Source organism: Collinsella tanakaei, from assembly GCF_021531055.1.
Lineage (GTDB): Bacteria > Actinomycetota > Coriobacteriia > Coriobacteriales > Coriobacteriaceae > Collinsella > Collinsella tanakaei_B.
Genome location: NZ_JADYTL010000008.1, coordinates 76,442 through 101,875 on the forward strand (window position 1 = coordinate 76,442; position 25,434 = coordinate 101,875).

General features: G+C 64.3%; 25 protein-coding genes. 17 read left to right on the plus strand and 8 right to left on the minus strand.

The genetic code is table 11. The features are described from left to right. Nucleotides 1-256 precede the first annotated feature (256 nt). The 7 genes from I6E04_RS08425 (at nucleotide 257) to I6E04_RS08455 (ending at nucleotide 8,681) form a co-directional block, all read left to right on the plus strand. Complete coding sequence (locus I6E04_RS08425; protein WP_235422750.1) at nucleotides 257-460, plus strand: helix-turn-helix domain-containing protein; 204 nt, start codon at nucleotides 257-259, stop codon at nucleotides 458-460. Then, nucleotides 438-3,218, plus strand: coding sequence for a phage NrS-1 polymerase family protein (locus tag I6E04_RS08430; protein ID WP_235422751.1), 2,781 nt, complete (start codon nucleotides 438-440; stop codon nucleotides 3,216-3,218). The genes I6E04_RS08425 and I6E04_RS08430 overlap by 23 nt, the downstream gene beginning before the upstream one ends. Before the next feature lie 265 nt (nucleotides 3,219-3,483). After that, nucleotides 3,484-3,897, plus strand: a complete 414-nt coding sequence (locus I6E04_RS08435; protein ID WP_235422752.1) for a hypothetical protein — start codon at nucleotides 3,484-3,486, stop codon at nucleotides 3,895-3,897. A 296-nt stretch (nucleotides 3,898-4,193) separates the two neighbouring features. After that, nucleotides 4,194-4,622, plus strand: coding sequence for a hypothetical protein (locus I6E04_RS08440; protein ID WP_235422753.1), 429 nt, complete (start codon nucleotides 4,194-4,196; stop codon nucleotides 4,620-4,622). After that, entirely contained in the window at nucleotides 4,615-5,892 is a 1,278-nt protein-coding gene (locus I6E04_RS08445; RefSeq protein ID WP_235422754.1) for a PBSX family phage terminase large subunit, read from the plus strand. Before I6E04_RS08440 ends, I6E04_RS08445 begins: the two co-directional genes overlap by 8 nt. A gap of 134 nt (nucleotides 5,893-6,026) precedes the next feature. Further along, nucleotides 6,027-6,896 carry a GIY-YIG nuclease family protein gene (locus I6E04_RS08450; RefSeq protein WP_235422755.1) on the plus strand — a complete coding sequence of 290 codons (870 nt, stop codon included), beginning with the start codon at nucleotides 6,027-6,029 and terminating at the stop codon, nucleotides 6,894-6,896. Nucleotides 6,897-7,103: 207 nt separating this feature from the next. Further along, the gene (locus I6E04_RS08455; protein ID WP_235422756.1) at nucleotides 7,104-8,681 is read left to right on the plus strand and encodes a hypothetical protein; all 1,578 of its coding nucleotides are present in this window, start codon (nucleotides 7,104-7,106) and stop codon (nucleotides 8,679-8,681) included. A gap of 1,305 nt (nucleotides 8,682-9,986) precedes the next feature. On the opposite strand, the gene I6E04_RS08460 is transcribed toward I6E04_RS08455, so the two are convergent. From I6E04_RS08460 to I6E04_RS08485, 6 genes are all read right to left on the minus strand, one after another. Continuing rightward, the gene (locus I6E04_RS08460) at nucleotides 9,987-10,322 is read right to left on the minus strand and encodes a hypothetical protein (RefSeq protein ID WP_235422757.1); all 336 of its coding nucleotides are present in this window, start codon (nucleotides 10,320-10,322) and stop codon (nucleotides 9,987-9,989) included. A 16-nt stretch (nucleotides 10,323-10,338) separates the two neighbouring features. Continuing rightward, nucleotides 10,339-11,466 carry an ATP-binding protein gene (locus I6E04_RS08465; protein ID WP_235422758.1) on the minus strand — a complete coding sequence of 376 codons (1,128 nt, stop codon included), beginning with the start codon at nucleotides 11,464-11,466 and terminating at the stop codon, nucleotides 10,339-10,341. Nucleotides 11,467-11,555: 89 nt separating this feature from the next. Beyond that, nucleotides 11,556-12,026, minus strand: a complete 471-nt coding sequence (locus I6E04_RS08470) for a hypothetical protein (RefSeq protein ID WP_235422759.1) — start codon at nucleotides 12,024-12,026, stop codon at nucleotides 11,556-11,558. A 34-nt stretch (nucleotides 12,027-12,060) separates the two neighbouring features. Next, entirely contained in the window at nucleotides 12,061-12,615 is a 555-nt protein-coding gene (locus I6E04_RS08475) for a hypothetical protein (protein WP_235422760.1), read from the minus strand. A 12-nt stretch (nucleotides 12,616-12,627) separates the two neighbouring features. Beyond that, nucleotides 12,628-13,389, minus strand: coding sequence for a DnaB helicase C-terminal domain-containing protein (locus tag I6E04_RS08480; protein ID WP_235422761.1), 762 nt, complete (start codon nucleotides 13,387-13,389; stop codon nucleotides 12,628-12,630). A 265-nt stretch (nucleotides 13,390-13,654) separates the two neighbouring features. After that, nucleotides 13,655-13,864: a hypothetical protein gene (locus I6E04_RS08485; RefSeq protein ID WP_235422762.1), complete on the minus strand. Its 210-nt coding sequence runs from the start codon at nucleotides 13,862-13,864 to the stop codon at nucleotides 13,655-13,657. Nucleotides 13,865-14,421: 557 nt separating this feature from the next. On the opposite strand from I6E04_RS08485, the gene I6E04_RS08490 reads away from it, so the two are divergent. Then, nucleotides 14,422-15,273 carry a hypothetical protein gene (locus I6E04_RS08490; protein WP_235422763.1) on the plus strand — a complete coding sequence of 284 codons (852 nt, stop codon included), beginning with the start codon at nucleotides 14,422-14,424 and terminating at the stop codon, nucleotides 15,271-15,273. 246 nt (nucleotides 15,274-15,519) lie between these two features. Here I6E04_RS08490 and I6E04_RS08495 read toward each other — a convergent pair whose 3' ends face one another. Beyond that, the gene (locus I6E04_RS08495) at nucleotides 15,520-16,812 is read right to left on the minus strand and encodes a radical SAM/SPASM domain-containing protein (protein WP_235422764.1); all 1,293 of its coding nucleotides are present in this window, start codon (nucleotides 16,810-16,812) and stop codon (nucleotides 15,520-15,522) included. A gap of 160 nt (nucleotides 16,813-16,972) precedes the next feature. On the opposite strand from I6E04_RS08495, the gene I6E04_RS08500 reads away from it, so the two are divergent. The 9 genes from I6E04_RS08500 to I6E04_RS08540 all read left to right on the plus strand — a co-directional run bounded on the left by I6E04_RS08500 (nucleotide 16,973) and on the right by I6E04_RS08540 (nucleotide 24,868). Further along, nucleotides 16,973-17,506, plus strand: a complete 534-nt coding sequence (locus I6E04_RS08500; RefSeq protein WP_235422765.1) for a coiled-coil domain-containing protein — start codon at nucleotides 16,973-16,975, stop codon at nucleotides 17,504-17,506. Nucleotides 17,507-17,512: 6 nt separating this feature from the next. Beyond that, nucleotides 17,513-18,529, plus strand: a complete 1,017-nt coding sequence (locus I6E04_RS08505) for a hypothetical protein (protein WP_235422766.1) — start codon at nucleotides 17,513-17,515, stop codon at nucleotides 18,527-18,529. Next, on the plus strand, nucleotides 18,526-18,912 hold the full coding sequence (locus I6E04_RS08510; RefSeq protein ID WP_235422767.1) for a hypothetical protein: 387 nt from the start codon (nucleotides 18,526-18,528) through the stop codon (nucleotides 18,910-18,912). Before I6E04_RS08505 ends, I6E04_RS08510 begins: the two co-directional genes overlap by 4 nt. Next, nucleotides 18,913-19,242, plus strand: a complete 330-nt coding sequence (locus I6E04_RS08515; RefSeq protein ID WP_235422768.1) for a putative minor capsid protein — start codon at nucleotides 18,913-18,915, stop codon at nucleotides 19,240-19,242. It begins immediately after the preceding gene. Then, a complete protein-coding gene (locus I6E04_RS08520) occupies nucleotides 19,242-19,691 on the plus strand; it encodes a hypothetical protein (RefSeq protein ID WP_235422769.1) in 450 nt (149 codons plus the stop codon). Before I6E04_RS08515 ends, I6E04_RS08520 begins: the two co-directional genes overlap by 1 nt. 171 nt (nucleotides 19,692-19,862) lie before the next feature. Further along, a complete protein-coding gene (locus I6E04_RS08525) occupies nucleotides 19,863-20,579 on the plus strand; it encodes a distal tail protein Dit (protein WP_235422770.1) in 717 nt (238 codons plus the stop codon). Then, entirely contained in the window at nucleotides 20,579-21,754 is a 1,176-nt protein-coding gene (locus I6E04_RS08530; RefSeq protein ID WP_235422771.1) for a phage tail spike protein, read from the plus strand. The genes I6E04_RS08525 and I6E04_RS08530 overlap by 1 nt, the downstream gene beginning before the upstream one ends. Nucleotide 21,755: 1 nt before the next feature. Next, nucleotides 21,756-23,483 carry a collagen-like protein gene (locus I6E04_RS08535; RefSeq protein WP_235422772.1) on the plus strand — a complete coding sequence of 576 codons (1,728 nt, stop codon included), beginning with the start codon at nucleotides 21,756-21,758 and terminating at the stop codon, nucleotides 23,481-23,483. After that, nucleotides 23,483-24,868 (plus strand): leucine-rich repeat domain-containing protein, encoded by a 1,386-nt coding sequence (locus tag I6E04_RS08540; protein WP_235422773.1) that lies wholly within the window; start codon nucleotides 23,483-23,485, stop codon nucleotides 24,866-24,868. The genes I6E04_RS08535 and I6E04_RS08540 overlap by 1 nt, the downstream gene beginning before the upstream one ends. A 125-nt stretch (nucleotides 24,869-24,993) precedes the next feature. On the opposite strand, the gene I6E04_RS08545 is transcribed toward I6E04_RS08540, so the two are convergent. Beyond that, nucleotides 24,994-25,332 (minus strand): hypothetical protein, encoded by a 339-nt coding sequence (locus tag I6E04_RS08545; protein WP_087316679.1) that lies wholly within the window; start codon nucleotides 25,330-25,332, stop codon nucleotides 24,994-24,996. Between the last annotated feature and the right edge of the window lie 102 nt (nucleotides 25,333-25,434).

Sequence of the window (25,434 nt, forward strand, 5' to 3'; positions counted from 1 at the left end):
GGATGTGTTCGTCCTGTGGAGGGGTGCCCTCGGTCCCTCCGTCTCGTTGTTACGCTTCGCAACAGATTCTATCACTCGCTGACAATCCGTTCAATCGTATAGGGTCATTCTACCTCAAAACTTGCAAAGAATCTCACTTGTTGACAATTCCTGTGATATTCTACCGCTGCACGGCGACGAAACGTGCCACTTCGTGACAGACGGGGCGGAGCCGAGCGTGCGGTCCAGAGGCAAATCGGATGAGAGGGAGCGAGAGATGAGTTTCGAGGAGCTGCCGTACTTCATGACCCCCAAGCAGCTCGCCGACGTGACGGGCGAGCACGAGGGATCCATCACGCGCGGAATACGCGAGGGGCGGATCCCCGCCGACAAGGTGAACGGTCGCTGGCGGATCTGCCGCGACGTGATCTTCAAGAACGCGAAGAAAGGGGCCTCGCATGACGGAGAGGGCCGCGAGTAGCCCACGCGGGGCGGGCTCCGTCGCCGACGCGCTGGCACGCGTCCCTGCGGAGCTCAAGGCCGAGGCGCGCTGGGTGTGCTGGCGGCGCGAGGAGCGCGGCGGCAAGACGACGAAGCTGCCGGTGTGCGCGGCGAACGGGCGCATGGCCAAGAGCACCGACCCGGCGACCTGGGCGACATTCGAGGAGGCCGTGGCGGCCGTCAGCCGCTGGCGCTGCGACGGCGTGGGGTTCGTCTTCGGGCCCGACCGCGCCTTCACGGGGCTCGACCTCGACCACGTGATCGAGGACGGGGTTTTGGATGCCGCGTACCGCTGGGTGGTCGAGGAGGCAGGCACCTACACGGAGGTCTCGCCCTCCGGCGACGGCCTGCACCTGATCTTCCGGGGCGCGAAGCCCGACTGGGCTCAGCGCTCGAGGAAGGGGCAGCCCGGCGGGCGCGTGGTGGAGATGTACGACCACGACCGCTACTTCACGGTGACGGGGGACGTCTTCGAGGGTCGCGGTGCGCTGGGCTCCAACCCCGAGGTCGTCGAGAGGGCGTACCGCACCTGGATCGAGCCGGAGCGGGCCGCCGCGCAGCCGACGCTCTCGGAGGCGCCCACGGCCGGCGCGGACATGGACGACGAGGCGCTGCTGGGGCGCATGTACGCCTCCCGCAGCGGTGACGCGATCCGCGCCCTCATGGCCGGCGACTGCTCGGCGCAGGGCGGCGACCGATCGGCGGCCGACATGGCGCTGTGCTCGCACCTCGCCTTCTGGTGCGCGGGCGACGCCGCGCGCATGGACCGGATCTTCCGCAGGAGCGGCCTCATGCGCGACAAGTGGGACAGCCGCCGGGGCGGCACCACGTACGGCGCGCAGACGATAGAGCGGGCCGTGGAGGGCTGCACGGAGTTCTACCGGCCGAGGGAGCGGCGGGCCGACCGTCCTTCTCGCCAAGCGCGTCCTTCTCGCGCCAATGACAAGAACATGTGTTCGACCGCTGTGCCGGGCACGGACGGAGGAGCCTCCCCCGACGAGGAGGCGCCGGACTTCGAGAGCGCGCCCTCGGTGGAGGGGTGGTTCGTCGACGCGCGCGGGCGGCTGTGGGTGCGCGGGCGCGACGGGGAGCTCGCGCGCTCGGTGACGTCGACGGCGCCCTGGGTCGCGGCCGACCTCGTGGACGTGGACACCGGAGACGTGCGCGCCCTCGTGCGCGTGACGGTCCCCGGCGGCGTGTGCGAGCGGGCGCTCGACCGCGAGGTGCTGCTCAACCAGAGCAAGGTGATCGGCGCGCTCGCGCCGCTCGGGGCCAACGTCTCGTCCGCGAACGCGAAGGACGTCGTGCGCTACCTGACCGACGTGGAGCGCCGCTTCGGCTGGGCGCGGCCGCGCGCGAGGAGCGTCGTGCACCTGGGGTGGGCGGACGGCCCTCTATCCGCCTTCATGCCCTACGACCTGGGCGAGGGCGGCGTGCGCTTCGACCCCAGCCCGGACGAGGCGGTGAAGGCACGACCCTTCATGGAGCCGGCGGGCACGCTCGCGGCGTGGGTGGAGGGCGTGGCGCCGGCGCGGGCGGCCTCCATGGCGTTCCGCTGCGTGCTGGCGGCGAGCTTCGCCTCGCCCCTGGTGTCGCTCCTGGGCGTGCAGACCTTCATCGTCTACCTCTGGGGGCGCTCGCGCTCCGGCAAGACGCCGACGCTCAAGGCGGCGGGCTCGGTGTGGGGCGACCCCACCGAGGGCGCGGACAGCTACTTCCGCACCTTCGCGGACACGCCCAAGAGCATCGTGCGCGCGGCGGCGCTGCTCCACGACATACCCGTGATCATCGACGAGCTGCAGAGCAAGGGCGCCGTGGGCGGCCAGGCGGGCAAGCGCCAGGTCGTGGAGGACCTGCTCTACTCGCTCTCGCTCGGGCACGAGCGCGGCGCGCTGAACAGCGACCGGACGATGATGAGGGCGGGCTCGTGGCGCTGCCTGACGATAGCCACGGGCGAGATCCCCATCGTGGGCTCCTCCACGCAGCAGGGCGCGGCGAACCGCACCCTCGAGCTCTGCGCCGAGCCCTTCGGGGACGTGCGCGCCGCCCAGGCCATGCACCACCTCGTCTCCGCGCAGCACGGAACCGCGGGGCGGGCATACGTGGCGGCGCTGAGGCGAAACGACGCGGCCTTCTACGCGGGGCAGTTCTCCTCCGTGCGCGACGCCGTGTGCGCCGCCGCCGGCGGGCACCCGCAGGCCGACAACGTGGCGCTGCTCGCGCTCGCGGACGCCCTCGCGCAGTTCTACGTGTTCGCGCCGGGCAGCGACTGGGCGGCGTGCCTGGAGGGCGCGATGCTGATGGCACGCTGGGCGCTCGTGAACGCCACGGGCGCCGACGGCGGCGACACCGACGTGAAGGCGATCCAGTTCGTGGCCGAGTGGCTGGTGCGCAACCGCCTGCACTTCGAGAGCTCGGCGGAGATGGACCGGCTCGAGCGCTGGGGCTCGGTGGAACAGTACCGGGACCGCCCCGGCTTCTGCTGGTGGGTCTTCTCGTCCGTGCTCGACCAGGCGCTCGCGGGCGCCAACTTCGACCGGCAGAAGACGCTCAGGCGCATGGCCGACGAGGGCGTGCTGCTGCCGGGCTCCGGGCGCGGGTTCACGCGGCAGAAGCGCTTCGGCGACTCGCGGGTGTACTGCGTGTGCGTGGACAACGCGGCGCTGGAGGCCATGCTCGAGCGCTCGGCGGGCGCGCCGCCCTCGGTGGCGCCGTCTCAAGGGGGCGGGCCATGCTGAGACACGGGTCGAGACGCCCCTGGCGGCTGGTGAGGGCGCGCGTCCCCTCCTCATGTCTCAACGTCTTGACGGGGACGAGACATGGGGGGCTCTCGCGCGCGGGCGGGCGCACGCGCGCGCATGCGCGCGCGGGGGCCTTGGGTGCTGTTTCGGTCGAGACGTTGAGACGGGCGGCGTTCTCGCTGGTGGCGGGGGTGTTCTGCGTCTCAGGCGGGCGCGAGACGGGGGCGCGGCGCGGCTTGAGACGCGGCGGGAGGTGGATGCCGTGAGCTGGTGGACGGAGGAGCAGGACGACGTCCTGCGCGAGGTGAGCTTCCGGGGCGCGGCCTACGCGGCCGCCGAGATCGAGCGCAGGTGCGGCGTTGCCCACTCCGTGCGGGCGGTGGAGATGCGCGCGTCGCGGATCCACTGCTCGCTCGCCGTGCAGACGGTGTGCCCTCAGTGCGGGGCCGTGGGCGTAAAGATCAACCGGCAGACCGGGATGTGCCCGCTCTGCACCGAGCGCTACCACCTGGAGCAGGAGCGCGCCTTCAACGAGCAGCTGGAGCGCGAGCGGGCGCACGCCGAGGAGTCCGCCGAGCTCGAGGAGGTTCGGCGCGAGCGGGACATGATGCGACAGCGCAACTCGCGGCTGTGCAGGAAGTACGGGCTCAAGGGACGAAGGGAGCGGAAGAAGTAAGGCTGGACGGGTAAAATGGCCTTGATCGCGGCGCGCTGTTTGACTCACCTGCGAGACATGCAGGCGCCACGTCTGAAGCTCCCCCTCGGGGTGCCTGAGGCGCGTGAGAACGCAACAGGGGCGGAAGGCGGATCAAGAGGGGCTGGCGCGGGTGAGACCCCCGCGCAAGCGCCTCAAGCGGGGCATCTCGATTGAGCCTTTACGGTCCCTTCGGGGTGCCCTTTTTCGTCGCCTTTGTGACGCGCCTGGAGAATCCACCGTGAGAGGCTCTATCGACTTCCACGGGGGTGATTCGCATGGCGAGGCGTCCGAAGCTGACGCAGGAGATGGTGGACGAGGCTATTGCGCTCAAGGCGGACGGCCTCTCCAACGGCGACATCATCTGCGCGCTGGGCATCCACGAGTCGACGTTCTACCGCTGGATCGGAGATCCCAAGAACAAGCTGCAGCGCGCGTTAAGCGAGGGGCTAAAAAAGGAGGAGTCGGCGTTCAAGCGGACGCTACTCACCACGATCCGCTCGGCGGCACTGGCGCGCAACCAGTACTGGACGGCGGCGGCGTGGCTGCTGGAGCGCAAGTACCCCGACGAGTTCGGCAAGGCGGAGCGCAAGGGCGACGAGGGCCGCGAGGACGCGGCGCCGAGGATCGTGCTCGGCGTGGTGGCCCAGCCGGTGCAGCAGACGCTGCCGCTGGACGGGCTCGGCGAGGGGCGCGCCGATGATTGACGCCTCCTCGCTCGTGATCCCGGCCTTCCACGACGTGCTCGGCGACGTGATGGCCCACGGGCACACGCACTACTGGCTGCACGGCGGACGCGGCTCCACGAAGAGCTCGTTCATCAGCGTGTGCATCGTCCTTCTCCTCCTGGCGCGACCGGAGGCGAACGCCGTGGTGGTGCGGCGCTTCTCGAACACGCTGCGCGACTCGGTGTTCCAGCAGGTGACGTGGGCCATCGCGGAGCTGGGGCTCGAGCGGTGGTTCCGGGCCCGCATCTCGCCGATGGAGATCACGTACCTGCCCACGGGGCAGCGCGTCGTGTTCCGCGGGGCCGACGACCCCTTGAAGCTCAAGGGCGTGAAGTTCACGCGCGGGTACTGCGCGGTGACGTGGTTCGAGGAGCTGGACCAGTTCGACGGAATCGACGCGGTGCGCTCCATCCTGAACTCGCTCAGGCGCGGCGGCGAGGACTTCTGGATCTTCTACAGCTACAACCCGCCGAGGACGCTCTGGAGCTGGGTGAACCGCGAGAAGCTGGAGCGGGAGCGGCGGGCGGACACGCTCGTGCGGCAGAGCTCGTACCTCGACGTCGTCGAGAGCCACCCGGAGTGGCTGGGCGGGCCCTTCGTGGAGGAGGCGGAGTACCTGCGCGAGGTCGACGAGCAGGCGTGGCGCTCGGAGTACCTAGGCGAGGTCACGGGGACCGGGGGCTCTGTCTTCAACAACGTGGTCTCGGTGCGCCTGTCCGACGCGGCGTGCCGGGGCTTCTCGCGCACGCGGTGCGGCGTGGACTGGGGCTGGTTTCCGGATCCCTGGCGGTTCGTGCGCTGCGGGTGGGAGCCCGGAGAGCGCAGGCTCACGATCTTCGGCGAGCTGTCGGCGAACCGCAAGACGCCTACCGAGACGGCGGCGCTGGTGGCGGGCGCGCTCACCTACGCGGACGCTCCGGGCGAGGACGCCTACCTCCACGACGAGCTAATCTGGTGCGACGACACGCCGGACGGCAAGCAGAGCATGGCCGTGTGGCGGCGCGAGGCGGGGCTGCGGGTGCGCCCTGCGAGGAAGAGCAACATGCGCAGGCTCTCCTACGAGTGGCTGGCGGGGCTCCGCGAGATCGTGATCGACCCGGAGCGGGCGCCCCTGGCTTACGAGGAGTTCAGACTCAAGGAGTACGACCGCGACCGCGACGGGACGTGGCTGGACGACATTCCCGATGGCAACGACCACTCGATCGACGCGGTGCGCTACGCGATGATGGACGACGTGCTGAGGGGGTAGCGGCGCGGGCGTTCTTCTCGGCAGCTAAATGATGGTGCATGTATGTATGGACGTGCGATAGCCGGAAATGGTCGCCGCGCGTTCTTCTCGCCTAAAATGAACTAGTAAATTGCAGCTATGCGGGCAGGTGTGCCATGAACATCCCTCTGAACAGCATCCTCAACCTCACGGAAGAGCGGATTGAGAACAGCAAGATCGAGCTGAACATGAACGACGGAAAGACCAAGGAGCCGTTCATCGACCGATGGCTCGACCGTCCGGAGGACGAAAGAGCGGCCGGCCTGGCCAAGAGGTGCTCGTACTGGACCTGGTACAGGCCGGACCGAAGGAACTTCCGGGAGGGCAACTGGGTGTTCAGCTTCATGCGCCTCTACCGCCAGGACGAGTGGCTTTTCGTGTCTGCCGCCGAGATTGTGGACACACCTGAGTACGGGAGCGAGAACGGATATGCGACGGTACGGATTCTCGAGACCTACGCGCCCCTGTTCGGGAGACTCATCATCAACCTCCACAAGGGCAACAAGTTCTCGCTCTACGTGTTCAGGCTCGACAAGTTCCTCGGCGAGGCGACGGTGAAGGAGATCCTGCCTGCGCTCTACAGCGGCGACACGTTTAGCGGTTACGACCGCGTGCACCTGCCCTACGCGAAGCTCGATCGCATATTCAGGCGCGAGATCATGCCCTCGTACTACGACGCCCTGGAGAGCGTGACGGGGGTGTACTGCCTCACGGACACCAAGACCGGCAAGCTCTACGTTGGCTCCGCCACCGGCGAGGGCGGCGTGGCGGCGCGCTGGGGCAGCTACCTGGACTCCAAGCACGGCGGCAACAAGAAGCTGAGAGAGCTCTACGAGCGCGAGGGCGAGGGGTACTTCCGAGAGAACTTCGAGTTCACGCTGCTCGAGTACTTCGGCATGAGCTACGACCCGCAGAAGGTGCTGGAACGGGAGCAGTGGTGGAAGGACTGCCTCGGCACGCGTGCCCACGGATACAACGATAACTAGACGGGCGTTCTTCTCGACAAATTGAAATAGTGCCTGGACGCATGGGGTGTGCGGCAGCCGGAAGTGGGTGCCGCACGTTCTTCTCGCCATATTAAGCCGGCGAATTCAGTTGGCTACTGAATTTCGGGGGGGTGCTTCTCGCCTGCGTTGTTTTGCCCTTGTGACTGACGCTTGTAATGGGGGCGTTCGGGCGAGAGGAGGATGGGCATGGACGCTCACGATAACGAGTACTGGGTGCCGAAGCACGTGAGGGAGTGGCTGAGGTCGCTCGGGTTTACGCTGCCGCTGGAGGACATGGAGCCGCACATACGCGCCTGGGACAGGTGGATGCGGGCGCTCGGGGACTTCTACGACTATCGGGACACCGACGGCGTGGGGCGGGTGTACGAGGTGCACCGGCGTTCCATTCATCCCGCCATGCGGGTGTGCCGGGAGTGGGGCTCGCTGCTCCTCAACGACAGGACGCAGGTGGCGTGCGACGACCAGGTATGCACGGACTGGCTCGCGGCGTGGATGGCGCGCACGGGCTTTCTCGCCTCGGCGCAGGAGTGCGTGGTGCGGGCGTTCGGCCTGGGGACGGGCGCCTGGGCGCTCTGGGTGGACGCCGGCGCGGGCGAGGTTCGCGTGCGGCGCTACGACGCGCGGATGGTGGTGCCGCTCACGTGGGACGAGGAGGGCGTGACGGAGTGCGCGTTCGTCACGCGGGCGTTCTGGCGGGGCAAGGCCATCGACCAGGTGCAGCTGCATCTAAAAGGTGCTGACAGCACGTTCTTCTCGCCAAGCGAAAAACTGGGACGCGTGTCTGCGGCGGCTCGTTCTTCTCGTCCAGGTTCTTCTCCCCTTGAAAACGGCGGAACTGAGGGAACGTACCGGATCGTGACGGCCTGCTTCGACCGCGACGGGAACCGCGTCGAGCCGGAGGGCGTTTGCCCGGTGTACGATACGGGCTCGTCGTGGCCGACCTTCTCGATCGTCAAGCCGGCCATCGACAACACGCGCGTGGACATGTCGCCGTACGGGCAGTCGGTGTTCGCGGACGCGGTGGACGCGATCCAGGCGGTCGACCTCTGCTACGACGCGATGATGTCGGAGATCGACAACGGCAAGATGCGCGTGTTCCTCTCGGACGTGATGTTCGATACGGAGCGCGACGGCAAGGGCGGGCGCGTCTCCATCCCGTTCGGCAAGGCGGACTGCACGGTGTTCCGGAAGGTCATGTCGACCGAGGACACGATCCACGAGTTCGCGCCGACGCTGCGCACGGAGGCGCAGGCGCGGGCGTTCAGGGTCGCGCTGCAGACGCTCGGCGACCTGTGCGGGTTCGGCATCAACTACTTCGACCTGGAGAACGTCGGCTACGTGAAGACGGCCACGGAGGTGTCGGCCGACAACTCGGCGCTGATGAGGAACATCCGACGGCACGAGCGCGCGCTCGAGGGCGCCGTCGCGGGGATCTGCCGGGCGCTGCTCGCGGCCGAGCGCAGGCTCGGGGTGGAGCTGCCCGACGAGGGGCTCGTGCGGGTGACGTTCGACGACAGCATCATCACGGACACGACGGCCGAGAAGCGCCAGGACATGGACGAGGTGGCCGCGGGGCTCATGGAGCCGTGGGAGTACCGGGCGAAGTGGTACGGCGAGGACGAGGCCACGGCGAGGCGCAGAGGGGCTGCTGCCGGATCTGGCGCGGGCGATGGCGGGTCGGAGCACGTTGACGCAGCCCAGGCAGGGGTGCCGGGGCGCGGGCGCCGCCGCGAGGAGCAGGCGACGGCCGCGCCGGCGCGATGAGAGGGCGCCCAAGGCGAGGGGCGCTGACGCTCCGGCGCACGCGCACGCGGGCGTGGGAGCGGCCGCGCCCCGACCCTTGGGGTGAGGGCTGCGGCGCCGGCGCGGACGGCGGCTGCGACCCGGCGCACGCGTTCCGGCTCCCCGGACTGGGCGGACGGGATCGTCTCGGGTCAGGAAGGCCCCGATGTCGCCGCAGGCGGCTTCGGGGCCGTCGCGGGCTCTGATTCCCTCGAGGATCCGGAGCGCCGCTCACGAGCGCGTGACGGCCGTGCGGGAGTCTGGGGGCGACGTCGCCACGGAGTCGCACTCGCTGCTCCTCGGTAAGGCCGCAAGGACATCCACACCCCACCACCACCCGCGAACGAGAGCGAGAGAGCAGCAGCCCATCTGCCGTAGCGGAGTGCGCGCCGCCGCGAGGAACCGACCCGACCTGCGCACGTCAACCTCCCGGCAGGCCATGCCCAGAGCGGAGGCTGTGTATGCGCAGCGCCGCGAGGGACAGACGGCGCAGCCGGAGTGTGCGACCGCCGCGAAGGGCAGACGGCGCAGCCGGCTGACCTGAGCCGGGAGCGACACGCAGGCGGAGCCGGCTGGCCCGAGCCGCGGAGCGATACACAGCCGGAGCGGCGGGCATGGCCGTGAGCGGAGTCTTCCGCGCAGGGCGGGGCGGTTTCCGAGCCGTGCGCGCAACGGAGCGGAGGCAGGTGGGCTGCGGACGGCACTCGACGGGCAGCGGGTGGTGGTGGGGTGTGGCACTGGGGATCGTCGGTTGAAGGCGCGCTGTTCTTCTCGTTCTTCTCGTTCTTCTCGTTCTTCTCGTTCTTCTCGTTCTTCTCGTTCTTCTCGTTCTTCTCGTTCGGCTTGTTTACAAGGGGCAGGTGCTCCAGCGGGAGCCTCTGTTCCGGTCCGGTCTCTGGTTCGTTACGCCTGAAACCGTTTACCAAAGGATTGCTGAGCGGCTTGGTGGCGAGAGCAACATGGCTTTCGGCTATGTCCCGCAGCCGGGGGGCTTTGCATTTCCTTCGCTACGAATACGAGGACATCGCTTCTACTCCAAAAGGGTCTTCCGCCCCTCTTCATGTAACTGGTTAGGGCTGCACTACCGTCGAGCAGGTCCAGGCTGCGTTTAGTCGTGTAAGACTCCCAGAACCTGGAGTGTATGGGAACGCGCTTCGCGAGGCGCTGTATGGCTAAGCGCAGTGAACGCAAAACAACAAAATGTCCCTCGAATGCCAACATGCGAAACGGAAGTTTGGCCGAGAAGCAGGTTTGCCGCATGCTGGTAATATGATGTCAGACGATGGGTTATATCGAGCCGTCCAGTCCACCCTGCTGCCACTTCTCCAGCGCCTGCTCAACAATCGACCATTCACCCTCGGTCAGGGGACTCATCTTCAACGCAACCTTTTCATCGTCCGATTCAAGCAGCTCTTCCTGGTCTACATTGCAGGCAGAAGCGTACACACTCGTTGCCCCCTCCCCATCTATCGACCCGTCAGTGAATACAATTATTGTGCGCGGGCTTGTCTCGTTCGCCCTAAGCGTAAACAGTATCTTGCACAGCATCGCTTCATTGTTCTCTGACAGTGCAACAAAGGTAGGCTCAGAATTAGCCTTATTCATTTCCGTCTCCAAAACCACGTCTTTCTCCTAAACGTCAAATGAAGCCTACTGTTCGATCTTTTCCGGAGTCTTGGATCAGTGTTTCGACGCCCTCGTCTACGTCACTTAGGTAGAGTTCCCTCTTATCTGGGTGTTTCTGTGCGGCGGTAATGACGGACAAATCGAACAGTTTGCGAACCGTTCGAGCCGCAGCAAATCCGCGAGTTCCCCTAAGCCTCCCCATGCGTGCCGGAAGTCGCTCGATAACTTCTGGCTCAATAGAAAAATGCTTCGCATTCCCGAACTGGCAATAAATCATCGCGAGCTCTTCATCCGAGTAGCCATCGAAACGAACGGTGAACTCGAATCGACTTTCCAATCCTGGATTTGACATCAGAAATTCATTCATCTCCGGTTCATAACCGGCCGCAATAACCACAACACGATCGCGAAGCCTGTCCATTGCCTCAGTAATGGCGGAGATAGCCTCTTGCCCGAAGTCGTTTCCGTCCCCGAGAGCTATGGAGTAGGCCTCGTCGAGAAACAGGACTCCGCCGTCGGCCCTGTCGAACGCTTGTCTGACAAACTTGGGCGTCTCGCCTACGTGGTTAGAAATCATCTCAGCCGCAGACACTTGAACAAGTCTTCCTGTCCGTGTGATGCCTTGCTGCCCACAGTACTGAGCAAACCTACTTGCCAGCTCGGTCTTCCCAGTGCCCGGCGCTCCAACAAAGCACATATTCTTGCACTCTAGGACGTTCTCGCCGTAAACGGCAATCGTGTCCGCAACGCGCTGAATCAGGCGACGCTGCTTAGTGAGGCCCACGAGCCCTTCGAAAGCGTCCGCCTTGTCAGACGGGAGCACACTGCTAGAGCTTATGGGCTCCTTCGAGCCAACACTAGCATCAACTAGCCTAGCCATCGAAATCGATTTTGGATTAGAGGCTCGTGGCGAAAAGGAAGTCCATCTGATTATCCCGATGTCAAGAATCGATGCTAGCTGATCCGCCGCTTCAGTCATGCCCTTGTACATGAGTGGGACAACGTAGCCGTCTCCTTCTGCAGCTTTTGCCCTTGAGCAAGATATGCGAGTACCTGCATCACGTAGATAATTAATTGCATCAACGACATCTTTGACTTGTTCGAAGGTGCAGCTCAACGTTCCAAGCATATAGGTACTCATCCTCATTCCAATCTATCGAGTGGCCGTATCGAGTGGCCGTATTGCTGATTGCATACGTATGATGCTCGGCATGGTTCCACGGCAACTCGCTAAAGATCGTCGATATCAAAGATGTCAAGTAGCTTGTCCAGCTTCATCGCATCGTTAAATCCGTCGTTTGGGCCTCCGAGGAACTGCTCGAGTTCCTCATGGTTGCACTCCAAAAAGTCCCTAGCTGCCCCAAGAAAACGATCAAGCGCCTCAGAGCTCAGATCGCAGTTGAAGGTAGCGGAGTAAAGCGTCTCGCCATCGCGGGGGTCAACACACAGCGGTGCCCATTCCGAGCTCTCGATACCCTTGCGAGCCACCTCGTAAAAAGCCTCCCTGCGTCGACCATCATCTTCAATTCCTTGGCAAACGATGACCCTTGCCCATACTCGCTTCCCCCTCTCGAGGTTTACCTTGACCCTGTACCTCTCATCTCCCGCCGAAAGGGTCCCCTCTGCCTCGGACAGTCCGCACGGAAAGAGGTCGAGCACATTACTTGTTAGGTTCATCCTTGGGAGCCTGGTTCCGTTCATGTAATCACCATCCTTAGCCACATCATTTGGAGGGTTAAAGTGAGTCTCGTATTTGCTGCAAGATGGTGCTCCGCCTCTGGAGAGTAGAGCCATCGTTGACGACTTCCTCGAAAGCGTTAGTTTCCCCAAGCGCAATACGAATGAGGGGCCCGCGCAAGTCGAACGCCGTTTTGATAGGCATCTGCAAAATCGTGGGCATGGACCATGCACCTATTCGACTAGTAATTTGGTAGTGGATGGACTCTCCCCGGTTCCAGGCCCAATCTGAAGCGGTCTGCCCGACGGGTACCGTGGTAAAGCCCCCATGCTTGATCTTGAACGTCTCGCAGTAATTGGCGAACGCCCACAGCTCAATCTCGTTCTCCTCCGTTACCGTGATACCAAGATCGACTCCAACCCGAATCGTTCCGCAGGAGAAATCAGGTGCAACGTAGACTTCGTGGTTGCCAACGCAAGATACAGCCATGTAGTCGGACCCACCAATTCGCTCCAAGTCAACATCCTCAAAGATTTCTCTGAACCTATCTTCAGCCGCATCCGCTTGATGCTCGTTATGCTTCGGCGGCAGCTCGAACTGTCGAACGTGCATAGCTCAACCTCCTCAGGACAACTTGGACTCAGGATTCACTGGTAAGAAAGTCCACGGATCAACTGCAATCCGAGCTGGCTTGCCCTCCTCAAGGTATTCGGACTTCACAACGGAAACTTCAGCAAGCTCCCGCCCGAACGAATCCCCAACCGAACAGAGTCGGACAATGGAAGTTGCCGGGAAAAATGGCAGCACGTCCCTATTCTCTGGATAGGATGCTGTTGAAACTATCGTCACCTGCTGATCGGTAAAGCTCCTGAGAGCTCGCACGACGCTTATCAGATCACCCTTTGAAGACTCGACCAGCTCAATCGAGTCAATCACGACGAGAAGGTCCTCATCGGATGAGTCTCGTTCCTGCTCAATGATTTCCCAAAGCATCGTTGTAGAAACCAGATCTGTCGTCCAAAGACTAATCGGCAACTTTCGGATTCGGTCGACACCCTCCAGCGCCCTAATACGTCCCTCGGTCGATGAAACGACTTCATGGGTTGTGATTCCCATCTCGATGCTCACCAAGCGCTCGACTGCGGAAGCGGCGCCTCTTAAGGGGATGAAAAGAGTCCTTTGACCGTGCTTGGCGGCGCACAAGACAGTATGCGCCGCAACCGCACCGGTAATCTTATCGGCAGCAGCAACAGTAAGACTTCCCGGCTTGAGTCCCCCAACGGCGGAAAAGATGCCGATAGTCTTCAGGTCGAAGCCGCAATAGCGTGGCATGTCCGTAATGTACGAAGTGAGCTCGGTTTCGAGCAACGAATGGAAGTCATGCATTGTTTCGTCCTTGCGATTACAAGCAATAAGTTACACAAAAGGTGACCTGGGGATTCAAGAGGCTATAAGCTAACATCCCTTCCGAGCTTTGTTGCGGTTGGAATTAGTATGCTTTCCCTGGTCAACCCAGTTGGGGTTACCATTCATCTTCTTCTGAGAACGTCCCTTATCTCGATTCGTGTGCTTGTCCCACGTTGAGGGGCGAGCGTTCTTCGTGTGCTCCGATGACATGTGTCTCTCCTATAAAACAAAATCGGAAAATGAATTAATGAGTCCGCCGCCAACCATTCTGGTCTCTGTCATAGCGGTCATGGCCTCTAGGGCTATCGGACTTGACAAATGCGACTCCAGGGCCGTCCTGGCGCACTTTGATAACGCTGGTATCATCCGCCGCGACATCGTAGCCATTTACCATATCGCGAAGCTGGCTCTCCAGCGTGTAGGCCGCCGGATCGAAAGGCTTCCTCTTGCTCATGTTTCCTCCAATTCCTTCTGTCTTAGCCGCAAATGCGGAGGCTGGTGCTTCGCCCATAAAAATAGACGGTTGCAACCAAATTCTTCGACAGCTCTGGTTGATACCGTGAGCAATCGGTTGATAATTGGGATAGTTTTCAGGTTAGTTTTGCATTGGGGTAGAGGCGAACCATGGTTGAGCTCAATTCGATGGAGACGGCAGAATTACTCGAATCTTGCCTTCACGTGTCTGCAAACAAAATAGAGATTTCGTCGGGACACACCATTAGGGCGAGCACTCTCAAGAGTTGGCGCGGAAAGATTATTAAAATCCAATCATCAAACCAGGAAAAGATTCGAAAGTATCTCATTAAACAAATTACGGGCCCACACGGCTATCTGATTATCCTTGACATATGCTTGTGGTTAGTTCGAAACGGAAGACGGTCTGACTGCAGCTGCCTTATCAGTTCCATTGCATCATACCTAAAGAACGCCGGTCTTGAGGATTCGGCTCTAGACCTGAGCAGTGTAGCTTTGTCACTAGATTTGTCCCTTCTTCGAGGGATACTTCTGCCGTTGGTTGAAGATGAGGCAACGAGCTACATTCGTCCTTTGGCCGAACTCACGGTTGACTTCTTTTCGTTTGGCACTGTGGAAACCGATAGCGAGCTTAGGACTCCGGATAAAGCAGGGGCTCTGATGACGAAAAGCAACTTCACTCCCGATGCTAAGCAACAGAAAGGCAATCGAGTTATCGGATTGACAGTCTATAGCCCCGTCAGCGTAAAAGTCTATCTAGAAGACAAGATGCACCTTGTCATGATTCTTGATCGCAACAGAACCCATTTCGGAACTGCGCACACTCATGAAGGTAGTAAGGGGATGAAGAATTGGTCAACCGAAGAGTCCTTGCGAGCCAGCTTCGATTATCAAAGCTGCACCATAGTGGTTCCCGAGGAGTTCACGCTCATATTTAAGGCAAAGGGGTTCGAAAAGATCGTTCATATGTTAGCGCCCGAAGGTGATTTTATTGACTTCAAACTGAGACCTCTGCTTGAGGACAAAGAGATTATTGCGTCTTTTGATAGACAGGATGCAATAAAGATTCTTACAACAACTCCCTTTCGCCCCACGACTCTATATGAGTACGCTTTCCAACAGCTTTCTTATGTTGGAACCGAGGAAGATATTGCCCTCTTGCAGGATACTTTAGAATTTCTCAGCAGCCACTGCCGTAGCGCCAATTCGATGCTCGCATATCCGACAGCATGCTGTGCAGAGGCCCTTTCAAACGTTACTATTAATTGCGGCGTTAACGCGCAGGAATCGTTTGAGCAGATTAGTTCGGCATATGAACAATACCCAGCTAAAGAGACGTTCGGACGAATCTTTGATAAGGCTCTCACCAACTTGAAGGATTTTCTTTAGCAGGACGGTTCGGGATACCCGAGTAGAAATCATCTTTCGCTTAGCGCCAACGTCATATATCGCCAAGCATTCATGTGCATAGACCAAAGGTCGAGCAAGAAGTGGCCCCCTCTGAAGGGGGCCAAAGGTTAGTTGTCGCTACCCATGCACGCGTAACCGCACTCTTGTCCGTAGTCGCCGGCGCAGGTCTCTACTCCATAATCAATTCGGTCTTCCTCGACCACAGGAGAATAGATGAGTTCCATTTCAACCTCCTCTCCTCGCTGCATCTAACAGATTCGTTACCTGCCATTTTACGATATTATCCATCTCAGAGCATTCAGGGCTATCTATACCGAGAACATTTTTTACCCTGCACCCACCTTGGCAAATCGGGACATAGGGACATTCAATACATCGATCTGAAAGCTCTCCCAAAAACGCCTCGTCAAATGTGTTGCCCGAATCGTATCCCGAATGGATTGTTCCAACAGCGTGCTCACTGTGCCCCAAACAGTGTTCGCATCTATACAAGTTTAAATCGGGGCCAATACAGGCAAACGTACGACGCATTGCTCCGCAAGATGCCTTGCGGAGCTCTGGATATCGTCCCTGTATGAGAGCTCCCTCTGACATATGCGCCAATTCGTCAGAAATCTTCCTGAATTCTCTAGGCGTATACACCGCTTCAACGCTACACGAAGAACAGTTTGTGATTGGGGCGAAATATATTTTAGCGTTTTTTGCCACTGCCTCATTTGAAAGAAGCTCGAGGTACAGTGCTTTTGCATCTGTTTCGTTGTCCTTATGGATATTGATTCTTACCGTAACCTCAATCAGCTCAGCAATGCTGTTTAGATTCCTTAGCACTTTATCGTACGCTGACGGTGAGACTCCCTTATCTTTAGCATATCTCTCTCTGGTGCCATCCATACTAATCTGGCAACGAATCAAGTTTGTTGACTCCACTAATTCCTTCACAGCATTTTGAGTCAGGAGAATGCCATTAGATACTATTGCTGACTCTAATCTTATGCCCATTGTCGAGCAAAAGGCATTTACCTTTCCTCCGATGAGCGCTATCTGCTCAAGCGCTAGGGTCGGCTCTCCACCAAACCAAGTGAGGTGAAGCACTTCACAACAATCATTTTGCGAAACCTGAGATTCAATATAATGAACAACCGCCTCGCACTCTTCGGTAGTCATCGTGTGCGCGCTTCGCTTGTCTTCGAAGCAATACCAGCAGTTGCAGTTGCATCGCATCGTTGGAGCTATTACATATTGCATATGCTTGGGACACTTGTTTTCTATAAAAGCTCGTCGCTGTAAACAGAAATCGGCGCTTTCGTCAAAGCCAGAGCCAACAATGAACTGATGGCTGATTAACCGACGACACTCCTCATCATTCTCAAAATCTTGAGCAAGCATAGCGCCGTCTAGAAATCTGTTATCTATCCATGCAATATGCAGATTGCGCAAGTTACAAATAAGCGATCTGTCGCCATCAACATCGAGCAGAATGTTGTATTTGGAAGGGACGAGCGAAACCTTTCCTGCCATGTTTACCACATCCCAAGAATCCCACAATTGATGGCGCTTACATAATCATACTAAACACTCGCAACAACCCGTAGTCTGTTTGTGACGCCCTCATAGCCTGTACCCAATACAGCCGGGTGCAGGCTATTTCTTTACCTGCCGCGAGATGGGAGGCACGCCTATGGGTGGCGAGGACGATGGCAAGGCCGCGCAGGCGCAGGTCGCGGGTGAGCCGCAGGCACAGGGCGTTGAGGCGGCGGCGCAGCAGGCGCAGGTGACGGGCGGCGCCGGCAGCGCCGGTGGTGACGACGCCGACAAGGCCCGCGCGGACTACGAGGCGGCGCTGAGGGAGCGCGACGAGCGGATCGCGGCACTCGAGGGCGAGATCGCGGAGGCGGCCAAGACGGCGGAGTCTGCCGAGAAACTGCGCAAGGAGATGGACGAGCTGCGACGCCAGGGCGAGGAGCAGCGCGTCGGGTTCGAGCTGCAGATGGCCGGAGCGCGGAACGTGAAGGCGGCGAGGGCGCTTCTCGCCGACTACGAGGGCGACGTCGAGAAGCTCAAGGCTGGCGAGCCGTGGCTCTTCGGCGCGGGGGCGACCGCCCCGGTGCCAGCGGGCGCCACGGGGCTGCCGAACGCGGGCGTGGCCACGGACGAGGGCGCGACCATGAGACGCTGGCGCGGCATCGCCGGCCTTCCCGAGGACAAGGAGTAGCGAACCATGGCAAACAGCATCGCATACGTAAGGAACTACACGAACGTCCTGGACGAGGTATACAAGCGAGCGGCGTGCTCGGCGTGCCTGAACAGCCCCCGCCGCATGGCGCGCGCGGGGCGCAACGCCAAGGAGATCATGGTCCCCAAGATCGAGGTCTCGGGGCTCGGCGACTACACGCGAAACGTCGGGTACAAGACGGGCTCGATCACCTACGAGTTCGAGACGAAGACGTTCAACTACGACCGAGGGATCAGGCTGCTCGCCGACGTGATGGACGTGGAGGAGGCGGGCGTCCTCGACTGCTTCGTGGCGGCGGGCTCCGAGCTGCAGCGCACGCAGGTGGCGCCGGAGGCCGACGCGTTCACGTTCTCAGAGATCGCGGGGCACGAGGGCGTCACGCCCGCCGTCGAGGACTTCGCGGACGCGGACGCCGAGGACGTGCTGGCGTCGCTCCGCGCGGCCACGAACGAGATGGACGAGGCGGAGGTGACGACCGGCTCGCGCATCCTCTTCATCACGCCGACGCTCAAGGGCACGCTGGACGACTTCTCGCTCGCGAACCCCGCGCGCTCGAACCGCGTGCTCGAGCGCTTCAGCCGCGTGGTGGAGGTGCCGCAGACGCGGTTCTTCTCGGCCATCGCGCTGAACTCGGGCGAGGAGGACCAGTTCGGGTACTCCCGCGCCGAGGGCGAGTACGTGCAGACCGAGGACTCCTCGATCGTGAGCGGCAAGACGTACTACACGCTCTCGGGGAGCACGTACACGCCGGTGGCCTCGCCCGCCTCGGGCAGCCTGTCCTCGTACTACGAGCTCGTGGGCGCGGGCGCGCCGATCAACTACATGGTGGTGGAGAAGTCCGCCGTCATCAAGTTCGACAAGCACGTGGCGTCGAGGGTTTTCTCGCCGGACGAGCTGGAGAACCTGGACAGCTACATGATGAAGTACCGCAAGTACGGCATCGTGGAGCTTCTGGACAACAAGCTGGACGGCGTGCACGTCTCCTGCGCGCCGCTGGCGTGAGCGAGGGGCTGACGGGCGCGGCCGGCTGCGGCCCCGCGCCCGTCTCCTACGACTTCTACCTCGACGGATACGGCGGGGCTCTGACCGCCGAGGCCCTCGCGGATGCGCTGCCGGCGGCGGTTCGCTGCGTGGGCGGCCTGACCGGGCGGCGCGAGCCCGATCCCAGCTGGGGAGAGGGCGACGCGGACGCCTGGCGGCGCGCCGTGTGCGCGGCGGCCGACGCCCTCGCCGAGTACGGCGAGGGGCGTGTGGGCGGCTTCTCCATCGGGTCCTTCTCGGTGACGAACTACCGCGACGAGGGCACGACGGGCGCCGAGGTGGCGCGCGAGGCCGCGCTCGCGGAGCTGGCGGGGACGGGGCTCGCGTTCGCGGGGGTGAGGTAGGTGCGCTACCTGCGGCCGATACCGAGGCGGCTCCTGCCCGACGACATGATTGTGCGCCTCACCACCGAGGACGGAGGGCGCGGCGAGAGTCGGCTCGTGCGGCACGTGAGGTTCGAGCGCTCCGAGGAGACCGTCTCCGACGCGCACCGCTCCGCCGACGCGGGGCGCGGCACGGTCTACGTGGACGCGGTGAACTCCGAGGGCGCCTTCGAGGTACCCGCCGGGTCGCGCGTGCTCGTGGGCGCCGGGCCGTCGATGCTCGTCAAGGCGTGCAGGAGGTGCTGCGTGGTGCGCGGCCAGGTGCACCACTGGGAGCTGGAGGTGGGCTGATGGCATGCTCCGACCCTCTGGGCGCGTACGTGCCCTCCGACTGGGACGCCGAGGGCGGCGGGGTCGCCGACGTCGTGGCGACGCTGCTGGGGGCGCTGGGCTACGGCAACGTGTTCTGCTCGCCGCCGCCGGCGCGGGTGTGCTGCGAGCCGATCGTGCTGACCCAGGGCGCCTTCGAGCGCGACGCGCGGCTCGCGGACGGAGCGGAGCGCGGGCGGGTGCCCGTGGGCGTGCTCGTGTGCTGCGAGGACCCGCGCGACTCCGAGGCGACCTGCCGCGCGGTGGAGCGCGACCTGAGGCGCGAGTCCTGGACGGGCGCCGGAGACGGGTGGCACTGCAGGGTCTGCGCGGCGGACTCCGGCGGCTCCGCGCCGAGGGGGCGCGACGGCTCCGGGCGCTGGCTCTGGGGGTTCGATCTGATTCTGACGTTGGAGGTCGACCATGGCTGACAGGGTTAGGGCCGGTCGCGGCGTGGACGACCGCGACGTGGTGCGCAAGAGCAACCCGCTCCAGCGGGCGGCGCAGGGCGCGCGGGAGCGGGCCGCCTCCGCGGAGACCGACCGCATGGGGCGCGAGCAGCAGCGGCGCGCGACGGCCTACGGGCGGGCGCGGGGTCGGCTGTGAGCTCGATCGTCTACAACGGTCACGACTTCTCGCCGTACGTGACGGCCGAGCTGGTGGAGCCGGCGGGGCACGCGCTCTCGCCGCGCACGCTCCCGGTGCCGGGGCGGCCGGGCGCGGTCCTTCTGGGCTGCGAGCTGCCGCCGAGGGCGCTGCGCGTGCGCCTCTTCCTGGACGCCGGGGTCTCTCTCGGCGCGGACGAGCGCTCGGAGATTCGGCACGAGCTGTACGGGTGGCTCTGCGCTCCCGACGGCGCGGAGCTGGAGCTGCCCGGCGAGCCGGGGCTGACGTGGCGCGACGCGGTGGTGACGGGGGTGTCCGACTGGGACTCGCTCTTCGAGGACGGCTCCTGCGAGGTCGAGTTCACGTGCCTCGACCCGGTTGCCTACGGCGACGAGGTGACGAGCGCGGGGACGGCGCTCACCGTGGACGGCACGTGGGCGACGTGGCCGGTGGTTACGCTGACGGCGCTGGCGGGCGACTCCGTGAAGGTTGCCGACGAGCTGGGACGCTATGTGCTGGTGGAGCGCGACTTCTCCGCCGGAGACGTGGTGGTGATGGACTTCGCCGCCGAGGCCGTGGCGGTGGAGGGCGCCGACGCCTCGGCCGACGTGGCCGTGGAGAGCACGTTCTTCTCGCTTGACCCCGGCGCGCACACGCTGACCTTCTCCGGGTGCTCCGCCCACACGGTGAGCTGGACGGAGAGGTGGCTCTGATGGTGCCGACGCTGTACCTCTTCGACCGCTTCGACGAGCGGCTGGGTATCCTGCCCGCCGTGGGCGGGATTACGCACGTCGAGGAGGTCGGCGGCGAGGACACGATCGAGTTCGACTGCCTGGCCGCCCCCGAGAAGGGCGAGCGGCTGCTGTGGCGCGACCCGCAGGACGGTTGCTGGCGCGAGCACGTGGTCGTGCGCACCGACGAGCCGCTGGGAGCGCCCGCGCACGTCTACGCGGAGTCCTCGCTCTGCGAGCTGCTGGGCGACTTCGTGGAGGAGGCGCAGCTGGTGGGCAAGACGGCCACGCAGGCGCTGGCGGCTGTTCTCGCGCACACGCGCTGGACGGTCGGCGACGTGGGCGTGGGCGCGACGGAGCGCGGGTGCCTGATCTACCACGTGAACGCGCTCGCGGCGCTGCGCCGCGTCGAGGAGGTGTGGGGCGGCGAGGCCGAGGCCGTGATCGCGGTTTCCGGCGGGCGCGTGAGCTCGCGGACGGTGGACCTCCCGGCGCGGCGGGGCACGTGGCGCGGGGCGCGCTTCTCCTATGGAAAGACGCTCGCCGCGTGCACGCGCACGGTGCTCGAGGACGAGGTGTTCACGGCGCTCTACGGCTACGGGAAGGGCCTGCCGATCTACGACGAGCAGGGCGTGGCGACGGGCGGGTTCACGCGGCGGCTGACCTTCGGGTCCGTGAACGACGGCGCGAACTGGGTCGGCGACGAGGACGCGCGGCTCGTGTGGGGGCGCTGGGACGCGGCGCGCGAGGCCAAGGTGCACCGGTTCGGGCACGTGGTGTTCCCCGACTGCGAGGACGCCTCCGAGCTGAAGGCGCTGACGCTGGCGGCGCTCGCGGCGGCGTGCGAGCCGCGCGTCTCCTACGAGGTGGACGTCGCGGCCGTTGACGGCGGCGCGGGCGTGCGCCTGGGCGACGACGTGGCGGTCATCGACTCGTCGCGCTCTCCCGCGTGGCACCTGCGCGCCCGCTGCGTGCGGCGCGTGCGCGAGCTCGGCGAGGGCGCACCCTCGGTGCGGCTCACGCTGGGCACGGTCGAGCGCACTACGTGGGCGGCCTCGGCCGACGTGGCCGCGCGCGTGACGGCCGTCGAGGAGACGGCGGCGACGGCGTCCGACACGGTGGCCTCTTATGAGGATCTTGGCAGCGAGGAGTTCTGACATGAGTGACGAGAGCACGTTCCCGCTGGACGGCGACGGGCTGCGCGAGGTCGTATGGGACGAGTGCGACGCGCCCTTCGCGGGGCCGTTCGTCGCCTCGCCCGCGGACGCGGTGGGGCGCGGGATCGCGCTCGCGGTCACGCGCGGCGGCGAGGCGGTGGACCTCACGGGTGCCTCCCTGTACCTGCTTTGGCGCCACCGCGAGCTGCGCGTGCGCGGCTGCGAGCCCCTCGAGGAGGTCGACGCCGAGGCAGGCAAGTTCCGCGTGTTCTGGCCGGCGGCGATGGCGGCCGCCGAGGGGACCGTCGACGCGCAGGTCATGGTCTCCTGGGACGAGCGGGCGCTCTCCTCGCTCTCCTTCACGGTGCTGGTGGGGCCCGCGCTCGTCGGCGGCGAGGGCGGGGGCTCCGACGGCTACTCGATGTTCCTCGACGCCATACAGAAGTACGAGAACGCCGACGCCCTCATCTCCGAGGCCGTAGCCAGGGCACAGGAGGCCGTGACGACCGCGCAGGGAGCCGTGGCCACGGCCGGACAGGCGGTCGAGGCGGCGCAGGGAGCCTCCGGGGCGGTCGCCGCCGCGAACGCCGCCGCCGCTGCCGCGACGCAGGCCAGGGAGGAGCTGCTTGCGGCGGCGGGGCGCGGGGACTTCGACGGGGCGGACGGCCTGCCGGGCGCCGACGGCGAGGACGGGGCTCCCGGTGCCGACGGGCAGGACGGCACCGACGGCGTGAGCCCCACGGCCAAGGTGGAGCAGACCGAGGCGGGCGCGGTGGTGACCATCACGGACGCCACGGGCACCACCACGGCGACCCTCACGCACGGCCCCAAGGGAGACAAGGGCGACAACGGGGAGAAGGGCGACAAGGGCGACCCCTTCGAGTACTCCGACTTCACCGCGGAGCAACTGGAGGCCCTGCGCGGCCCCAAGGGCGACAAGATGACGCTCGACGACCTCACCGAGGAGGAGATCGAATCCCTGCGCGGAGAGAAGGGTGACAAGGGCGACCCGTTCACCTACGAGGACTTCACACCCGAGCAGCTGGAGGCGCTGCGCGGTCCCCGGGGCGTGCAGGGGTCCCCAGGCCCACAGGGCGAGCCCGGCGAGGCGTTCACCTATGCGGACTTCACCGAGGAGCAGTTGGCGGCGCTGCAGGGGCCTCAGGGCGTCCAGGGGCCTCCCGGAACCGACGGCAGCGACGGTGCCCCAGGGGCGAATGGCGCCGACGGCGTGAGCTGCACGCACTCGTGGGCCGGGTCGGTGCTCACCGTGACGAGCGCAAGCGGAACGAGCTCCGCCGACCTGCGCGGCCCAAAGGGCGACGCGTTTACCTACGCGGACTTCACCGCCGAGCAGCTCGAGGGGCTGCGTGGCGAGGACGGGGTCGACGGCGCACCCGGCGCCGACGGCCAGGACGGTGCACCGGGGACGGACGGCCAGGACGGGGCCGACGCCGAGATCTTGGGCGCGACCGCCACGGTGGACGCCTCCACGGGCACTCCCTCCGTAACCGTGACGCTCGGCGGCACTCCCGGGGCGCGCACGTTCGCCTTCGCCTTCTCCGGCCTCAAGGGCGAAACCGGCGAGCAGGGGCCGCAGGGCGCGCCCGGCCAGGACGGCTCCGACGGCGCGCCGGGCACGACGCCCGACCTCTCGGCCTACGCGACGAAGCAGTACGTCGACCAGGCGATCGCCGACCTTGACGACCTGAGCGGGGTGGAGTTCTGATGGCCGTGGGGACGATCCAGAAGTCCGTCTTCACCGACATCGCCAACGCGATACGGGTGCAGAACGGCGGTACGGGCACCTACCTGCCCTCGGAGATGGCGGCGGCGGTGCTCGCGCTCGACGGGATCCAGGCGGGGACGCCGTACCAGGCGGTGGCGGCGACGGGCACGGGCGTGATCTCCGACTCCGTGTTCGACGCGATAGCCGACGCGATCCGCGCGCAAAACGGGCTTGCCGAGACGTACAAGCCGAGCGAGATGGCGCCGGCGATCCTCGCGCTCTCCTGGGACACCGGCGTCAAGATCCGCGCGCTGCTGCTCTCGGACGGGACGCTCGAGTTCAACTACCGCGACGGGCGGTCCTCGTCGGTGCCCGGCGCGGTCATCCTCAAGGCATGGGAGGTCGACCCGGAGGGCTACTCTTCGGCGGGCTCGAGGCCCTGGGACGACGACAAGCTCTCCGTCACGCGGGCGGTCATCGACGAGGACATGGGGGGCAGCGCCCTCGCCAGCGCCGCCTACCTCTTCCACGGCTGCGAGAACCTCGTGGAGGTGGAGGGGTTCGGCCACCTCACCTCGCCAACCAACATGAACCAGATGTTCGTGAGCTGCGCCTCGCTCGAGACGATATGGGCCGACAGCTTCTACGGGTCCGTCGAGAGCGGAACCCTCATGTTCAGCGGGTGCCGGCGCCTCGTCGGGGAGAGGGGCTACGTCCCGGAGCAGACAGACGACCACCTGAACCTGCACTTCGAGTCGAGCGGCGTGCTGACCCACCCCGACGAGTCGGAGGACGAGCGCGAGTGGTTCCGCTGCTTCCTCTACGCGGACGGCGAGCTCGTGCTGACGGCGGCGACCGCGCCCGAGACGGGGCGGGAGCTGGTCTCGTCGGGGCGCCTGTGCGCGAACGCCCGGTACAACTCGGTGGGCTACCAGCCCTGGTACGACCACCGCGACGACGTGGAGGCGGTGGAGATCGCCGCCGACATGGCGACCTACGGCCACGTGAACACGAACTACTGGTTCTACGGGCACCAGTCGATCACCGACGTGACGGGGGTGGGGAACCTCCACGGCGTGCGCGAGATGCAGCACACCTTCAACAGCTGCACGGGGCTCACGGAGATCGACCTCTCCGGGCTCGACCCGTCCTCGCTCGAGGACCTCGCCTACACCTTCGGCGGGTGCGCCTCGCTCGTGACGATTTGGGCGGACGCTGACTGGGCGCTGCCGACCTCCGGGGTGTCGGGCTTCCAGACCTTCTACCAGTGCACGTCGCTCGTGGGCGGGGCGGGCACGACCTACGCTAGCTCGCGCGCGGGCTACCAGTACATGAGGATCGACGGCGTGGGCGGCGCGGGGTACCTCACGGCGAAGAGCTCTTGACAGGCACCCCTCCGGCGCGTGCGGCGCCTGCGCCGCATGTGCCGGAGGGGTGGACGCGCCGCCGCAGGGGCTCGGGACGAACCCGCCATGCGGGCGGCGCGAGGGGCGGGGCGTCACAGCTCCCTCTACCTTACTTGCGTTACTACAACCTTTGCTGTCACCAACACGAGCGCCAGGGCAAAGAACTGCCAACTTTTCTGCATCGTCCTATTTGCCTGTCCAATCGCCGCGTTCCTAATCTCCCCGCTCTCCTCCATTAGCATCTTTCGCTCGTCCTGTGTCAACTCCGGCCTTGCAAGCCGTGCCTCGTTCTCGTCGGCCTGCAGGCTGATGATCTCCATGGAGCGCTTCGACGCGGCCGCCTCCGCATCCACGATCTTAGCCATGATGGTTTGGGCGAGCTCGTATACGTTGTTAGGCGTTTCGAGCTCCTCCTGCTCCTTCTCTTCCTTCAGATACCACATTGCGTTACCTTTCTTTTGCATATAGGGCGACTATGCCCTATATTCTAACTGGACATTCGGCAGCTGCTGTGTTGGATTCTATGACGTTCTGTAAGAAAGGGA

What these genes read in the sequence shown, in the direction of transcription:
- I6E04_RS08425 (WP_235422750.1), top strand. Translation starts at nt 257, where the DNA reads ATGAGTTTCGAGGAGCTGCCGTACTTCATGACCCCCAAGCAGCTCGCC.
- I6E04_RS08430 (WP_235422751.1), top strand. Translation starts at nt 438, where the DNA reads ATGACGGAGAGGGCCGCGAGTAGCCCACGCGGGGCGGGCTCCGTCGCC.
- I6E04_RS08440 (WP_235422753.1), top strand. Translation starts at nt 4,194, where the DNA reads ATGGCGAGGCGTCCGAAGCTGACGCAGGAGATGGTGGACGAGGCTATT.
- I6E04_RS08445 (WP_235422754.1), top strand. Translation starts at nt 4,615, where the DNA reads ATGATTGACGCCTCCTCGCTCGTGATCCCGGCCTTCCACGACGTGCTC.
- I6E04_RS08450 (WP_235422755.1), top strand. Translation starts at nt 6,027, where the DNA reads ATGAACATCCCTCTGAACAGCATCCTCAACCTCACGGAAGAGCGGATT.
- I6E04_RS08455 (WP_235422756.1), top strand. Translation starts at nt 7,104, where the DNA reads ATGGACGCTCACGATAACGAGTACTGGGTGCCGAAGCACGTGAGGGAG.
- I6E04_RS08465 (WP_235422758.1), bottom strand. Translation starts at nt 11,466, where the DNA reads ATGAGTACCTATATGCTTGGAACGTTGAGCTGCACCTTCGAACAAGTC.
- I6E04_RS08470 (WP_235422759.1), bottom strand. Translation starts at nt 12,026, where the DNA reads ATGAACGGAACCAGGCTCCCAAGGATGAACCTAACAAGTAATGTGCTC.
- I6E04_RS08475 (WP_235422760.1), bottom strand. Translation starts at nt 12,615, where the DNA reads ATGCACGTTCGACAGTTCGAGCTGCCGCCGAAGCATAACGAGCATCAA.
- I6E04_RS08480 (WP_235422761.1), bottom strand. Translation starts at nt 13,389, where the DNA reads ATGCATGACTTCCATTCGTTGCTCGAAACCGAGCTCACTTCGTACATT.
- I6E04_RS08485 (WP_235422762.1), bottom strand. Translation starts at nt 13,864, where the DNA reads ATGAGCAAGAGGAAGCCTTTCGATCCGGCGGCCTACACGCTGGAGAGC.
- I6E04_RS08495 (WP_235422764.1), bottom strand. Translation starts at nt 16,812, where the DNA reads ATGGCAGGAAAGGTTTCGCTCGTCCCTTCCAAATACAACATTCTGCTC.
- I6E04_RS08500 (WP_235422765.1), top strand. Translation starts at nt 16,973, where the DNA reads ATGGGTGGCGAGGACGATGGCAAGGCCGCGCAGGCGCAGGTCGCGGGT.
- I6E04_RS08505 (WP_235422766.1), top strand. Translation starts at nt 17,513, where the DNA reads ATGGCAAACAGCATCGCATACGTAAGGAACTACACGAACGTCCTGGAC.
- I6E04_RS08520 (WP_235422769.1), top strand. Translation starts at nt 19,242, where the DNA reads ATGGCATGCTCCGACCCTCTGGGCGCGTACGTGCCCTCCGACTGGGAC.
- I6E04_RS08530 (WP_235422771.1), top strand. Translation starts at nt 20,579, where the DNA reads ATGGTGCCGACGCTGTACCTCTTCGACCGCTTCGACGAGCGGCTGGGT.
- I6E04_RS08535 (WP_235422772.1), top strand. Translation starts at nt 21,756, where the DNA reads ATGAGTGACGAGAGCACGTTCCCGCTGGACGGCGACGGGCTGCGCGAG.
- I6E04_RS08540 (WP_235422773.1), top strand. Translation starts at nt 23,483, where the DNA reads ATGGCCGTGGGGACGATCCAGAAGTCCGTCTTCACCGACATCGCCAAC.
- I6E04_RS08545 (WP_087316679.1), bottom strand. Translation starts at nt 25,332, where the DNA reads ATGTGGTATCTGAAGGAAGAGAAGGAGCAGGAGGAGCTCGAAACGCCT.